Origin of the sequence: Streptomyces sp. NBC_00376 (assembly GCF_036077095.1) — a bacterium.
GTDB lineage: Bacteria > Actinomycetota > Actinomycetes > Streptomycetales > Streptomycetaceae > Streptomyces.
This window is the reverse complement of the sequence record NZ_CP107960.1, coordinates 3,190,303-3,203,989: the sequence shown is the minus strand read 5'-3', so window position 1 is coordinate 3,203,989 and position 13,687 is coordinate 3,190,303. Positions and strand designations below refer to the sequence as shown.

14 protein-coding genes and 1 pseudogene are annotated in these 13,687 nt (G+C 68.6%); 10 read left to right on the top strand and 5 right to left on the bottom strand.

Features of this window, described 5'->3' with window-relative positions:
• Window positions 1-238 precede the first annotated feature (238 nt).
• Together OG842_RS14165 and OG842_RS14160 are read left to right on the top strand one after the other, a co-directional pair.
• On the top strand, window positions 239-1,027 hold the full coding sequence (locus OG842_RS14165; protein ID WP_266729961.1) for an SAVMC3_10250 family protein: 789 nt from the start codon (window positions 239-241) through the stop codon (window positions 1,025-1,027).
• Between the two features lie 12 nt (window positions 1,028-1,039).
• Window positions 1,040-3,445 carry a serine/threonine protein kinase gene (locus OG842_RS14160; RefSeq protein WP_266729960.1) on the top strand — a complete coding sequence of 802 codons (2,406 nt, stop codon included), beginning with the start codon at window positions 1,040-1,042 and terminating at the stop codon, window positions 3,443-3,445.
• A 54-nt stretch (window positions 3,446-3,499) separates the two neighbouring features.
• Here OG842_RS14160 and OG842_RS14155 read toward each other — a convergent pair whose 3' ends face one another.
• Complete coding sequence (locus OG842_RS14155) at window positions 3,500-4,396, bottom strand: hypothetical protein (RefSeq protein WP_266729959.1); 897 nt, start codon at window positions 4,394-4,396, stop codon at window positions 3,500-3,502.
• Window positions 4,397-4,836: 440 nt separating this feature from the next.
• Here OG842_RS14155 and OG842_RS14150 point away from each other — a divergent pair, with 440 nt between their 5' ends.
• The 6 genes from OG842_RS14150 to OG842_RS14125 all read left to right on the top strand — a co-directional run bounded on the left by OG842_RS14150 (window position 4,837) and on the right by OG842_RS14125 (window position 8,934).
• Window positions 4,837-5,289, top strand: coding sequence for a DUF3995 domain-containing protein (locus OG842_RS14150; protein ID WP_266729958.1), 453 nt, complete (start codon window positions 4,837-4,839; stop codon window positions 5,287-5,289).
• Window positions 5,270-5,791, top strand: coding sequence for an RNA polymerase sigma factor (locus OG842_RS14145; protein ID WP_401873194.1), 522 nt, complete (start codon window positions 5,270-5,272; stop codon window positions 5,789-5,791). Before OG842_RS14150 ends, OG842_RS14145 begins: the two co-directional genes overlap by 20 nt.
• On the top strand, window positions 5,788-6,240 hold the full coding sequence (locus OG842_RS14140; RefSeq protein ID WP_266729956.1) for a hypothetical protein: 453 nt from the start codon (window positions 5,788-5,790) through the stop codon (window positions 6,238-6,240). The genes OG842_RS14145 and OG842_RS14140 overlap by 4 nt, the downstream gene beginning before the upstream one ends.
• 447 nt (window positions 6,241-6,687) lie before the next feature.
• The gene (locus tag OG842_RS14135; RefSeq protein WP_266729955.1) at window positions 6,688-7,995 is read left to right on the top strand and encodes a hypothetical protein; all 1,308 of its coding nucleotides are present in this window, start codon (window positions 6,688-6,690) and stop codon (window positions 7,993-7,995) included.
• Entirely contained in the window at window positions 7,940-8,401 is a 462-nt protein-coding gene (locus OG842_RS14130) for a hypothetical protein (protein ID WP_266729954.1), read from the top strand. Before OG842_RS14135 ends, OG842_RS14130 begins: the two co-directional genes overlap by 56 nt.
• Before the next feature lie 47 nt (window positions 8,402-8,448).
• Window positions 8,449-8,934, top strand: coding sequence for a hypothetical protein (locus tag OG842_RS14125; protein WP_266729953.1), 486 nt, complete (start codon window positions 8,449-8,451; stop codon window positions 8,932-8,934).
• A gap of 84 nt (window positions 8,935-9,018) precedes the next feature.
• Here OG842_RS14125 and OG842_RS14120 read toward each other — a convergent pair whose 3' ends face one another.
• Complete coding sequence (locus OG842_RS14120) at window positions 9,019-9,888, bottom strand: IS5 family transposase (RefSeq protein WP_266729952.1); 870 nt, start codon at window positions 9,886-9,888, stop codon at window positions 9,019-9,021.
• Between the two features lie 331 nt (window positions 9,889-10,219).
• Here OG842_RS14120 and OG842_RS14115 point away from each other — a divergent pair, with 331 nt between their 5' ends.
• Window positions 10,220-10,627 carry a contact-dependent growth inhibition system immunity protein gene (locus OG842_RS14115; protein ID WP_266729951.1) on the top strand — a complete coding sequence of 136 codons (408 nt, stop codon included), beginning with the start codon at window positions 10,220-10,222 and terminating at the stop codon, window positions 10,625-10,627.
• Window positions 10,628-10,651: 24 nt separating this feature from the next.
• On the opposite strand, the pseudogene OG842_RS14110 reads toward OG842_RS14115, so the two are convergent.
• The 3 genes and pseudogenes from OG842_RS14110 to OG842_RS14100 all read right to left on the bottom strand — a co-directional run bounded on the left by OG842_RS14110 (window position 10,652) and on the right by OG842_RS14100 (window position 13,000).
• Window positions 10,652-11,521 (bottom strand): annotated as a pseudogene (locus tag OG842_RS14110) (IS5 family transposase).
• Window positions 11,505-12,200, bottom strand: coding sequence for an AfsR/SARP family transcriptional regulator (locus tag OG842_RS14105; RefSeq protein WP_266729950.1), 696 nt, complete (start codon window positions 12,198-12,200; stop codon window positions 11,505-11,507). The pseudogene OG842_RS14110 and the gene OG842_RS14105 overlap by 17 nt, the downstream one beginning before the upstream one ends.
• Window positions 12,201-12,229: 29 nt before the next feature.
• Window positions 12,230-13,000 carry an AfsR/SARP family transcriptional regulator gene (locus OG842_RS14100; protein ID WP_266729949.1) on the bottom strand — a complete coding sequence of 257 codons (771 nt, stop codon included), beginning with the start codon at window positions 12,998-13,000 and terminating at the stop codon, window positions 12,230-12,232.
• Window positions 13,001-13,136: 136 nt separating this feature from the next.
• On the opposite strand from OG842_RS14100, the gene OG842_RS14095 reads away from it, so the two are divergent.
• Window positions 13,137-13,670 (top strand): peroxiredoxin family protein, encoded by a 534-nt coding sequence (locus tag OG842_RS14095; protein WP_266729948.1) that lies wholly within the window; start codon window positions 13,137-13,139, stop codon window positions 13,668-13,670.
• Window positions 13,671-13,687 lie beyond the last annotated feature (17 nt).

The following is a 13,687-nucleotide window of genomic DNA, read 5'->3' as shown; positions in this document are numbered from 1 at the left end:
TCCCTCATTACCCCGCCCGTCAGAACAAGGAGTCGTCTTCACCACGTCGCCACGGAACTGTCATGGAACAGTGAGCGGCCGCTCCGCCGCCGTGCGACCGGCGGCCCGGGGGAGAGTACCGGAGAGAGCCGTGGGGGACGTTTTTCGACAGGATCTCCGAGCTGGGCCGCAGATTCCGAGTTCGTGTGATGATGGTTCAACAGCGGCCGCCCGAGAAGCGGTTGACGGAGGAGTCGATGTGCGGGAGCTCGTCTACTTGTCGGAACAGAAGCTCGAGTACATGTTCACGGGCTCGGGCCGGGGCAACTCGATGCCGAGTATTGGGGCAACGGTAGGCGTGCCCGGAGTCACGGTGACAATGGCCACCGCATCGCCGACAGCCGCGTCGGACAGCACTGCGGATATGGCCCGCAAACTCGATGAAGTGATTCGGTTCCTCGGACGGGATCACCGTCCCGTCGACTTCTCCGCCCCAGGAGTCCGAGCGGGCCAGTGGGTCTTGTTCGACCTGCCGATGGGATGGGGCACGGGCCCGGAAGCCACTGGAACCACCTCGGGCGGCATCGCTCTGTTCGTCGGGACGGCGTCGAACGGTGCCGAGGGATCGGACAGTGTCACCGATCTGCTGCTGTGCGGTACGGCCGGCCACCTCCGCCACCGTGCCCAGGCCGCCTCGCGCCCGGGTTCCGACACGGACTCGGTGTATCAGTACCTGGCCGACCTGGAGGCGAGCGCGAGCGTGGAGAACGGACCTGAGGGTGATTCCCGGGCTGACCGCGCACCGTCCGGGCGCGACCTGGACGAGGACGTCGTGCGCAACGCCTTCGACGTCATGTCCGAACGCCGGCCATCCTCGCAGCGCGGCCGACTGCGAGGTCACGCACGGGTATTGCTCATCGCCGACCGTGAAGGCCGGTCGCCGCGCCTCGTCGTCGCGACGCCGCTGTATGTCGAGAATCCGCCCCCACGCCTTCCGGCCCGGTGGTTTCGACCCTGGCGTCGTCGCGACGTCCGTACGGGTGCGTAGGGCGGGCGTGCCGTGCTTCCACTGACACCTGAGGATCCGACGTTGATCGGGTCCTACCAACTCCTGAAAGTACTCGGGGAGGGCGGTATGGGCAGGGTGTACCTGGCCAGATCGCCCGGCTTCCGCCTGGTCGCCCTGAAGGTCATCCACCGGGAATACGCGACCGACCCCGGCTTCCGCGAGAGATTCAGACGCGAGGCCGCGGCTGCCAGGAGCGTCAGCGAGTTCTACACCACCCCGGTGATCGAGGCCGATCCCGACGCCGAGCAGCCGTGGCTGGCCACCGTCTACCTCCCCGCCCCTTCCCTGGAAGAGTTCGTCGACCGGTTCGGACCCATGAAGGAACCTGCGGTGCGAGCCCTGGGTGCCGGGCTTGCCGAAGCGCTTTCGGCGATTCATCAGGCCGGGCTCGTTCACCGCGATCTGCATCCCGCCAACGTGCTGCTGACGCGCGAGGGCCCTCAGATCATCGACTTCGGGATCAGCAGGGCGCAGGAAGTGACACGGGTGACCCGCACCGGCGCGATGATCGGCACGCCGGGGTACATGTCCCCCGAGCAGATCGTCCGGGAGCGTTCGTCCGAGCCGGCCGCCCGGGAGCCCGGGGCCGGACATCCCGGCGATGTCTTCTCACTCGGCTGCGTGCTCGCCTTCGCGGCTACCGGCTCGGGCCCGTTCGGTACCGGCAATGCCAGGGCTCGCCTGCGCCGCGCGGTATACGAGGAGCCGAGTCTGGAGCACCTGCCGGGCTCACTCCGTCCGATCGTCGCGGCCTGTCTGGACAAGAACCCCGCCCGCCGTCCTGGCGTGGCCGACCTGCTGAAGCAGCTCTCGCCCGTCAGTCCGCACACCCTGCTGAACGCGCGGCTGCGGGGCGAACTCGACGAGCGTGAGCGACGGGCGGACCTGATCAGCAGAGGTCCCGTCCACCCCGAGCCAGGGGAAAGGGAGGGGGAGAGCCCGGCGGGGAAGGAAGCCGCGGGACGCGGGGTCCATTCGCGCGGTCCGTCGTCGTGGCTGCGCGGGCGCGGTCGCCTCGTCGGGATTCTGGTCGGAGCAGTGTCCCTGCTGACCGTCGTCGGTATCGTCCTCGCGTACACGCCGTCCGGTTCGGACCCCGGCCCCGGGCCCGGCTCAGGCGAATCGGCGGCTCCTGAGGCAAAGCCGAACTCCCCTTGGTCGCTGACTGTCAGTCAGGCCGACATTCTCAGGGGCATGTGGAGCACCCCCTCACGCGTGGTGCTCGGCACACTTTCTGGTCTGACGGCGTACAACCCGGATACTGGCGCGAAGCTATGGTCCTGGAAACCGCCCGGCGGCGGCGTTCTGTGCAACATGAGCCACACCACGTCCGACGGGATCGGCGCCATCACCTATGGCGCCTTCAACAACACCGCCGGTATCGAGGAGTGCGATCGTCTGCAGACGATCTCCGCATCCTCCGGGGCCCTCAACTGGCCCGAGGCGATCAGCCTGGAGGGCCGCGGTTCGACAGGAATCCCGAACCTGGCCGGTGGCGAATCCCTCTCCATCGGCGGGGGAGTGGTGAGCGCGCCCTTCGCCGGAGCCGCTGACCTGATCAGCGTGTCCGTCCACACCGGCAAGGTCGGATGGTCCACGGGATCCACGGAATCCGGCATCAAAGCGATGGTCGACGGGTGCTCGCTGAGTGGCCTGGCGCAGGTGCTCAAGGGCACCGTCTACGCGCTCGGCCAATGCGACGACGGCCAGGGCGAGCTCCTTGCGTTCCGCAAGGGCTCGACGCCCTCGGTCCAACGGGTCGCGTCACTTCCCGGCTGCGCCGGTGTTTCCAACACCACCCTCTCGGGGTTCATGACCGCGAACGAGGATTACCTCCTTGTCGGCTGCGGTGGGGGCCATCCGTCCAGCAGGGTGTACACGCTGGCGGCCGGCTCGACCGTCCCGAAGGCCGTGGACCTGACAGGTGTGGCCGTCACCAGCCTGGGAGCTCTCTACAGTGGCGACCTGCCGCCGGTGAACGTCCTCATGGCCGACAGCACGTTGTACTTGGTGAAAGGACAGAACGTTCCCCTCGGGGGAACGCAGGACGGTGTCGTCGCGGTGGACATGGCGACGGGTGAACAGCGGTGGGCGAGGAAAGTGACCGGGACCTCCTCGGTGCGGCTGCTCGCGGCGACGGGTTCGGGTGTCTCCGTCCTGGGGCGGGGGACGGGGACACCCGCGCTCTACACCCTTACCGCGGCGAACGGTGAGGCGACCAAGAAATACGCACTGAACACTTCGCAGGCCGACACCTTCAACAACCCCTACGATTCCCAGATCCCGTATGCCGTGGCCACGCACGCGCACGTGGCCATCGGAATTCCCTGGGCCGTCAAACCGGACCAGACGGTCCTGGTCGTCCTGCCGACGACGCCTTCGGTCGATGTTCTGTGATGCGCGGTCTGCCCGGACGACGTCCGAGTGGCACGGAGGCACCGTGCGCGACGGTCAGCGCAGGGACTTGAGCACATCACGGGCGACAGCGGTCAAGGCGGCTTCCGCCTCCCTTCGGGCAACCGGCGTTTCGCCGACGCCCGGGCCCTCGCGTGTTCCGGAGTAGCTGACGGTGAACTCGGCGTTGCCGGATCGGGCGACGAGCTCGGCGTCCGCCCGATCCGAAGCTGTCGAGATGCCGTAGTAGAGATGGGCCTCGTCCCCGACTCCCGTCAGCGGATGCGAAGCCTTGAGGGTGAGGAGATCGCCGTCATACATGTCTGCGGCGTTGCTTTTATTCATTCTGTACTTGTCCCGCACGAGGGTGAACATGTGCGCGGTGCTGTCCTTTTCCGAGCTGTACGTGTCCAGCACACCGGAACCTATGGAGAGATCGACGCCGATACTCACATAGCCGTTCGCCCCCGAGGAAGCGTCGCTACTCCACTCGGGCCGCCTCGTGGTCAGTCCGGGGACCGTCGGCTTGTCGAACGGCGAGGGCGTGCATGTGGCCCCGGGCGCGTAAGCGTCGATCGTCGCCGGTTTCAGCAGCGAGCATCCATCGGGCGCGTCGGTGAAGACCCGACCGGAAGTCGTCCGGGAACCCTTGGCGGTGTCGCTCTTGCCCGAGCCGTTCAGGACGATGGCAATGGCGATCCCGCACGCCACTGTCGCCACACCGCAGCCGACCAGCCAACGCAGCCTCTTGCGCCGGGCGGAGAGGCGAGAACCGGTCGGCGTCGCACCCGGCTGGTCTTCGTCCTGCGGCGGTTGTGAGAGTCCCGGCCACCATGGAGGCGGACCCGACGGGCGGCCTGCAGGCTGCGACAACGCAGGAGTAGCCGGTTGCTTCGTTTCATCCCCCGGGGTCTTCGGTGACGTGTCACCCATCCCAAGCTTCTCTCTGCTCATCGAAGTGCCCCACCATAACGGGGCGTGTGCGGGGGCGGAACCTACCTTCCCGCCCGCCCTGACGACGGCCGGTGGATGCGAAGTCGGGTGGCGTCCCACCGTGCTGGATCGGTAGATGTATCGATGGCTACGAGCGCGTCCAGCACCGGCGACGGAAACACGGGGATGCTTCCGAAGGTATTCCGTTCCACGGCGTCAGGGGCGAAGCGGCTCTGACCGAGCAATAGCGCGGGGTCCACGAGCCGCGCGGCTGCCTCGCGTCAGACGGTCGCACGACCTCCTGTCTCGTCTCGACGAAGCCAGCCATCCACATGCCGCCTGCCCGCGCGGAGCGGATCGGATGAGACCCGTGGGTCAGAATTCGCGTACTCCGAGGGAACGTTTCGCGCGGACAGGTCCTCAACAGGGCGACGGAATCCCTTGCCGACGTAGGAGGACCCATGCCGAACCGGCCTGCCATTCCCGCCCCGACCCGTGCCGCCGTGCTCGTCGCCTCGGTGCTCACCCTGGACGCTGGGCTCCACCTGTACTGGACGACGGGCGCCACATGGCCCGCGGCCGACGACAGGAGCCTGTCCTACGCGGTTCTCGGTACGGATGTGCCGTTCACACCACCGATCCTGTTTCCTCTTGTCGCCCTGCTCCTCACTGCCGCCGCCTTCGTCCTCGCCCGCACTCGCCGGCCCCGCACTCCGCTGTTCCGCGTCGGTACCCTGGCCGTGACCGCGGGGCTCGTGCTGCGCGCCGTGGCGGGGGTCTACTGGCTGTTCGCCAAGGAGACCGGCACTGCCTTCTACTGGCTCAACCTCGTTCTCTACACCCCGCTGTGTGCCGTCCTGGCCGTCGCCGCTCTGCGGGTGGCGCGGTGGAAGGATGCGGCCCGTGCCCGATGAACGATCCGATGACCTGACGGTCCGGCTCGTGCGAGCCGCCCAGCGTGGCGACACCCTCGCCATGGCCGAACTCCTGGACGTGCTCGCCCCGTACGTCGGCCGCGTCTGCGCGCCCATAGCCCTGGGCCAGGGCGCGGACGCCGCGCAGGAGGCCCTGGTGGCCGTCTTCAAGTCGCTGCGCACGCTGAAGGACCCTGCCGCCCTGCACGGCTGGGTCCGTGCCATCGCGGTACGGGAGGCGATCCGTACCGCGCACCGCGCCGCCCGCACCGTACCGGCAGATCTCAGCGCGCTCCCGGCCCGCGGCGACCCTCAACTCTCCGCCGACATCAGGGACGTACTGGACCGGCTCTCTCCCGAGCACCGCGCGGTGCTGATGCTGCGTGACGTCGAGGGCCTGGACGAGCGCACCGCCGCCGCCCTGCTCGGCGTGCGCACGGGCACCGTCAAGTCGCGGCTGCACCGGGCCCGCGACACCTTCCGGAAGGCGTGGACGTCGTGAACGAACCCTGGCCCATCACCGACCTCGACCCCGTGCGCCGCCTGCATGTCTTGGCCGGCGGTATTCGCGGCGCCCACGTGACCGAGGCGCACATGGACGCGCCCTTCGAACGGGTCTGGGCCCTGCTGGGCGATCTGGAGGGCGCCTTCGGGCAGGTCGTGCCAGACATGGAACGGCTGCGCGTCGTCTGTCGGCAGGGCGAGCGTGTGGAGGCGCTGGCGCACAGCAGGTACGGGATGCGGGCACGGCTGCGCGGTGTGCAGCGGCCCGGCTGGTGCTGGTTGCAGAGTCGGTTCCTGCTGCTCGGCGTGGCGGCGGCGCCAGAAGGCCGGGGCACTCGGGTGGCGTTCACCGGTGGCGTGCGCCTGCCGGCCCAAGCCGCCCTGATCCCCCTGGGCGTACGTCGTGAGGGCAGCCGCAGCGTTCAGCGCCTGACGGCCCTGCTCTGACGGGAAGGCACTGGCTCCGGGCGCCCGGAGCCGGACAACCGGCTCGACCTCGCCGGCGTCGAGTTCGGAGCAGGGGTACCGCACCCGCATGGCGCGAAAGGGGGTCGCCGGTCGCGTCGGCTTCCTGGACAATACGACCGTTCAAGGCGGCAGGGGCTGGGCCCGCAGTGTTCGCCAGTGGCTGCACCGCCGGGGCCGGCAGCGAGGTCGGGGGAGCGGATGGCAGTGCCTGAGCAGAACGAGGGCCGCGAGGGGCAGGGTGTGTTCGGTCCGCCGCTGAGCGGGCCGTGGGGGGCGGGCCAGGGCGTGCCCGTTCCGCCGCCCGGGGCGTTCGGTCCCCCCGGCGGGGCGCCGCCGTTGCCGCCGTATCCGCCTGGCCCGCCCGGTGGGGGCCAGGGGCCGCGGCGTCCGGCGGGCAGGCGTGCGGTGTTGATTCCTACCGCGGTTGTGGGTGTTCTCGTACTCGCGCTCGTTGCGGGGGTCGCCCTCCTCGGTGGCGGTGATCCCCGCCGTCCGGCGGCCGACGGCAAGCGAGAGGCGAAGGCCGACTCCCGGCTGCTCGCGCCCTACCGCCTCGCGCTGGCCGACCTCGTCACCGTCCCGGGACTTCGCTACAAGGACGACTCGCCGGGCGGTCTGATGGAGCGCGAGGTCACCGTCACCTCCGCCGGAAGCCGCTTCGGCAGTACCGGGTTCGGCCGTGAGGAGCTCGACCGTGAGTTCCTGAGCATCGGAGGGAAGACGTTCGTCCGATGGCGGCTGGACCCTGCGGCGAAGGACGGTGAGAAGAAGCCGAGCAGGTGGGACGCCGGAGCGGGCCGGGACGAGGGGATCACCGACGAACTGGCCGAGCACCGGCCGGCGCCGCCGGAACTCGCCGCGTCGTTGCTGCAGGCCCTGGCCGATCTCGAGACCGACCCCGGCAGCGACGGATACGCCTCCCAGCGGCGCGACGTCGGCGGTGTCCCCGCCCAGGCGCTCGAAACTGCTGCCGGGCGCATGGTCATCACCGCCCACGAGCCCTACCGGCTGCTGCGGTTGGAGCCGCCCGCCGATTCGGCGTCGGGGGGAACGCGGGTCGGTGCGCGGCCGGCGGGTGCCGGTGCCGTGCAGGCCGTGGCCCACGTCGTCACGGCCGGGGCCGGGGCAAGGGCTGAGGGGGATGGGCCGTTCGACGGCAAGGACACCAAGGCGCTGGACCTTGAGCCGGTCACCCCCGAAGAGGCCCCCGCGATGTACGACACCCTGGAGAAGCAGACCAAGGCCCTGAGCCAGGCGGGCGACAGCGGCATTTCGCTGTCCCTGCGGGGCGATGGGTCGGTGAGTTGCAGTTCCGGCGGCTGCACCGCCAGAGGGAACTTCTCGGGGCAGATCACCGCGGACGCCAGGTCGCGTCTGACGGGCGGCCAGGTCACGGCGGTCATGACTTCCAGTTTCACCATCGACGGTCGCTCCGGCGGGAGTTGTACCAGCCCGGCGGCGACGTTCCCGGTCTCCGGGAGCGGTGTGTCCGGCAGTCTCACCTGTTCCAATCCGGGGGGCGGGCGGGACCTTCGCCTCGGTGGAGGGACAGAAGAAGGCCGAGGCCCGCGCCCGTTCGCGCGCCAACGGCGGTCGGCCCGTGCAGTACACGATCCCGTTGCGGGCCAACTCCCTGATCACGGCGCGAGCGCTGGCCACGGTCGAGGTCAAGCGGCTCGTGGAGAAGGTCGGCAAGGAGCGCAAGGGCGCCGGGCCGTGCTCCGCCACGCGTGACTTCCGCTCCGGTCTTCTCGCGCCGGATGCCTCCCCGCGTGGTGAAGTGCAGCAGTTGCGTACGGACGTGGTGCCGCACGTCGACCGCACGGCGGCGGGCAAGAAGGACCCGCTGAACTTCGGGAGCAATTACACTGGCCGGCTCGACCGGTTCGAGATCGGCGGTACGACGGATTTCGAGATCCATGTCTACAAGAACGGCAAGGAAATCGGGATCTTCGGCAGCGACGGATGGTTCGCCAAGCACGGAAAGAGTGCGGATGTGAAGGTGCCCCGCGAAACCTACAACCTCCTGAAGGGGCTGGCGGTGGGAGAGATGAGGCGCGAAGGCCGCATCGGGCCCAAGGGCACGGAGAACATCAAGGGCGACAGCTGGAAGCGCGACCGGATCACCGGCGGCTGCTGATGAAATACGTCCACGTGCGACCACTGCAGGATCTGTACGGATTTCACTTGGACCCGCAGGAATACCTCCGTGTCCTGCCGGAACTTCTGCCCGTCCTTCCCGCCGGTGCGGCGGAGTTCGCCTCGGATCCTGACCACTACGACTTCGGCAGTTCGCGCTGCGTGAAGGATTTGACGTTGGACCGGGTCGACCTCGTCGACGATCACGTATGCGTGTCGCTCGATTTGTCGCTGGGGCCGAACGAATGGAAGCACGAGGGCGGGCTGCGTATCCGGTACTCGGGTGTTCGGGATTTTTGGGTGAGAACCGATGATGACGCCGGGGGTGCTGGAGGGTTCGGGCTCGGGGGAGGGGGTGGATTCGTCGAGTGCGGTGATGAGGTGCCTCGGTTGGGCGATCTTCAACTGGACGAATTGCTCCCGCATCCGCACGGCTTCTCGCACGAGATCGCGTTCACGGAGGGGGCCCTTCTCGTGGTTGGTGCCGACCTCGTCGCGCGATGGGAGCGGCCGGCCTCTCGCCCTGAGATCTGATCTCGCGCGGCGTCCGGTCTGAGATCTGAGAGGGCGTTTGATCTAGGCGAATTGCCCTCTGAGAGGTCGTTTTCTCCCGGTGTTTCATCCCGTAGATTGTGTTTCGTCCTGGAATGTTGGGTCGCGCCAGGACACGGTGGTTTCCCCGGTGAGGCGGCGGGCCATGAGGTCGGTCATGGCGAGGTGGATCATAGCTTCGGAGCGGGTGGGCAGGGCTTCGTAGTCGCGGACCAGGCGGCGGTGAAACATCAGCCATCCGTAGGTTCGCTCGACGGCCCACCGCTTCGGGATGGGGGTGAAGCCCCTGGTCCCGGGCTTGCGTTGGGTGATTTCCATGTCGATACCCAGGGCCGCGGCGTGCTCGACCAGATGCTGGCGGTACCCGCCGTCGACCCAGACCTTTCGGATCGTGGGGTGCTCGGCAGCCACCGTGTCGATCAAGCTGGTGCCGGCGACGGAGTCCTGGACGCTCGCGGCCGTGACCAGGACCGCCAGAAGCAGGCCGAGTGTGTCCGTCACGATGCTTCTCTTCCTGCCGACGATCTTCTTGCCCGCGTCCGTGCCCTGGCTCGTGGCGGGAACGCTTGTGGAGGTTTTCACGCTCTGTGCGTCGATGACGCACGCGGACGGTTCGGCGTTGCGGCCTTCGTGTTCACGCAGCAGGCTCCGCAGCAGCCCGCTGAGATGGGCGAACACGCCGTCCTTTTCCCACTTGGCGAAGTAGCCGTAGACCGTTTCCCAGGGCGGGAAGTCGTGGGGGAGGTAGCGCCACTGCACTCCGGTGCGGTCCACGTAGAGGATGGCGTCCAGGATGGTACGCAGGTCGTGCTCGGGTGGGCGGCCGATGTTCAGGGCCCTGCTGCGGCGCTCGGCCCGCCAGTCGGTCAGGACCGGTTCGATCAACTCCCAGCGGGCATCGGACAGATCACTCGGATACGGGCGGCGTTCAGTCATGCTCTGGGCGTACCGCTCAGTGCAGCCCACGCCCAGGCGTGCGGCACCGACAACGGAAGCAAAGCCAATGCGCCCTCCCACCCTGGGATGAAACAGACCCAAGACATACTCCGCCCCACCCATCACCCCAGAAGAGCACCTTCGAGCCACCCGCCTCAGTGGCCTCAACCGTCCCCCACTCACGCACCGAAAGAATCGCCATCTTTCAAAACGAATTGCAGGAAAACGACCTCTGAGACCGTGTTTGAGATCTCGCGTTGTGGTCGGGTAGCCGGAGACCAGCAATGGTCTCCGGCTACCCGACCACACGCATTCACGAGAGAATCGTCTGGTGACTGTATCTATCGACCGTAGTCGGTCCCTTGAGGAGCTTGAATGTGATCGCTGGCAGGCGCCCCCGCCTGACGCCACCCGTCTCATTGCGACGGCGCACGCCCTGCGGAGTCGGCCGGTCGGGACTCTGACCGTTGAGGACCTGCGCCTGCTGATCGGGCAGGACATTGGGCTGCCGGTGCTTCTTCCGCTCGCGGTGGAGGTGCTTCGTGACAACCCGCTGGCCGAAGGCGACATGTACGAGGGCGACCTGCTGCGCGCGGTCCTGACCAGGAACTCAGCTGTCTGGAGCGCTTATCCGGAACTTGCGAGGCAACTGACCTTCATCGTCGGCGGCCTCTCCGACCTCTCGCCAGACCTGCGGAGCAAGGTCGAGCGGTTCGTAGGCACCGTCCAGAATTCCTGACGCGTTGCAGGTGCCTGTCGTCTACTACGGGGCTGTCCACCGAAGACGCCGTGGTCCTGGCCGTTTGGCCGGGCAACCTCGGGTGAGCCGGCGGACCATGATGCCGATCATCGCCCACCGGATCATGGTCTCGGACCGGGCAGGATCGGCCTCGTAGTCACGGGCAAGCCGCCGGTGCGCGGTCATCCAGGCGAACGTCCGCTCAACGGCCCAGCGCTTGGGCTGGACCTGAAAGCCTCGCTGGTCAGGCGCTTTACGGACGATCTCCAGCTCGCGGCCGAGGATCGAAGTGCTCCAATCGACCAGCCGTCCGGAGACGCCCTGGTCCGCCCAGACCTTCTGGATGCCCGGATGGTCGAGGCGGGTCCAAAGCAGAGGGCGTTTCGTGCCGTCACGATCCTGGACGCTCGCGGCAACCACGTGTACCGCCAGCAGGAGGCCGACCGTGTCGGTGACGATGAACCGCTTGCGGCCTTTGACCTTCTTGCCTGCGTCAAACCCTCTGGTGGAAACGGGGACGGTGTCGGCCGTGCGCACGGACTGCGAGTCGATGAGCCCCGCGCTAGGTTCGACGCTGCGGCCGTCGGCCACTCGGACCTGGTCGCGCAGCGCGTCGTGCAGCCGCTCCACGGTCCCGTCATCGTGCCATCACGTGAAGTACCAGTACACGGTCGGCCAGGGCGCAAAGTCCTTCGGTAGCTGACACCAGGCGCACCCGGTCCGCACGACATAGAAGATCGCGTCTACGATCCGCCGCCGTGGATGCTTCTCCCTCCGCCCACCCTTCGGCCCCACCCTCGCGGCCGGTAGTAGCGGCTCCACCAGAGCCCACTGTTCGTCCGTCAGGTCCGACGGATACCTGCCCCCAGAAGCGCACTCATGACCGCTCGGCAGAACCGTTCCGGCCGGGTGCCGGCCGGGTGAGCGGTACCGCGGTGACGGCTGCCGGTTCCGGGCCCTGGGCGAGGATGCGGGCCTGTAGCGCTTTCAGGGCGCGGCCGGGATCGGTGCCGGGTTCCGCGGCGACCCGGCGGCGGTAGGTGTCGTAGACGGTGAGGGCTTCGGCGCCGCGGTCGGCCCGGAAGAGGGCGAGCATGAGGAGTCGGGTGAAGCCCTCGTTCAGCGGGTGGCGGTGGAGGACGGAGCAGAGGTACGGGACGGCGTTGCGGTGGCGGCCCAGGTCGAGTTCCACTTCGGCGCGGAGTTCCATGTCGGCGGGGAAACGCTCGTCGCGGTAGACGCGTTCGCGGTCGAGGTTCGGGGCCTGCAGGCCTTCCGCGAGGGGGCCGGTCACCAGGATGCGGGCGCCGTCGAGGTGCTGCGCGGCCTCGTCGAGGTGGCCGGTGAGGGCCAGGGTGGTGCCGGTGGCGGCGAGGGGTTCGTGCTCATGGAGGTCGGTGACCGCGTCGCCGGTGTCCCTGTACCGTCTCGGCGCCGCCATCGCCCGCAGGTCCCGACCCGTGATCCGGCTGAGCGTCGCGCCGACCGTGATCGCCCTGGCGCTCGCCGCCGGGACCATGGACCGCCTGGTGCTCAGCCGGTTCGAGTCGCCGGGCTCACAGTCCGTGGACACCCGGGCCGCCGGGCCCCGGCATCGCCGCGTCACACGGCGTCCAGGGCACCGCCTCGGAATATGCGGAGGTCCACCGGACCGTCCCGCAGGATCGCCTGGCGCAGATCCTGGAGTTCGCGGCTCAGGTCCAGGCCCAGCCGGGCGGTCATCTCCGCTCGCGCCGAGGACAGTATGCGCAGCGCGTCCGCGCGGCGGCCGCATTCGTAGAGTGTGGCCGCACGGAAGGCCAGGAGCATCTCGTGTTCCGGGTACTCCTGGGTGAGGCGCGCGAGCTCCGCGGCCAGGGACCAGTAGTTGCGCAGTTTGAACTCCGCTGCCACACGCAGCAGTTGGGCCGAGATGAGCAGTTCGTCGAAAGCGGTGCCGATGCCTTGGCGGGTCCGCTCGGATGCGACGTCCTCCAGTAACGCGCCCCGCCATTCGGCCAGGGCGGCCGAGGCGAGCCGGGAGACCTCCTGCGGCTCGGTGCTCCGCTGGGCCCGGTTGACCAGCTGGGTGAAACGGTGCAGGTCCACCAACTGCGGATCGCCGGTGAGGGTGTACGTCGAGCCGCTCCGTACCAGCCCCACCGATCCGTCGCACCCGCCCCGGCGAAGGCTTGCCCGCAGTCGGCAGACGTCCACATAGAGATCGGTCCGGGACCGCGGCCGTCCCTCCTCGTCCGACAGGAGGTCGATCAACCGGTCCATCGGGAGCGGCCGGCCCATCTCCAGCAGAAGTAAGCCCAGCAGCAGACGCTCGCGGCGTCGACCGATGGCCTTGGGACATCCGTCGACGGTCCATTCAACTTTGCCCAGCACTCGAAAATGCGACCCCGTGGCAAGCATGGCGGCAATCATGCTCAGCCCGTCATGGTCCTGGCAAGGTCTTGGCATCCTCCCGACAGGCCCCACGTATCACACTGCTCACCCGTGCAACCGCGCCAGGGGGTCGAACTTGCCTTACGTCATTGCCGGTCTGGTGCTCGTCGGAGCCGTCGCCCTGCTCAACCTCGTCCTGCTCATGGTCATCCTGCGCCGCTGGCAGGAGCTCGAAGTCGTAAGCCGACGCCGCGACTTCGCAGCCGAAGGGCCACAACCCGGGGACGGACTACCGGACTTCACCGCCATCGCGCTCAGCGGGCGGACCGTGACCCAGGACGGCTTCCGTTCCGGCGAGCTGCTGCTGGGGGTCTTCTCCCACGACTGCCCGTCCTGCACCGACAGCCTCCCCGACTTCGCCGACCGGGCCGACCGGGTCCGGGCAGCGGGCGGGCGGGTCCTGGCCCTGGTGATCGGGGACGAGGCCGGCGGGAGCAGTCTGACCGCCCAACTCGCCGGGACGGCCGACGAGGTGGTACCGGGGCCCGAGGCCTCACCCCTCTTCCGCGCGCTGCGCGTCCCCGCCTTCCCCACGGTCCTCAGTTACCAGGACGGCGTTGTCGTCGCTCCCTCGGCCGCCGGCCGCGAACCGGTACCGGCGACCTCCTGAACCCCGGTGCGGCCGCG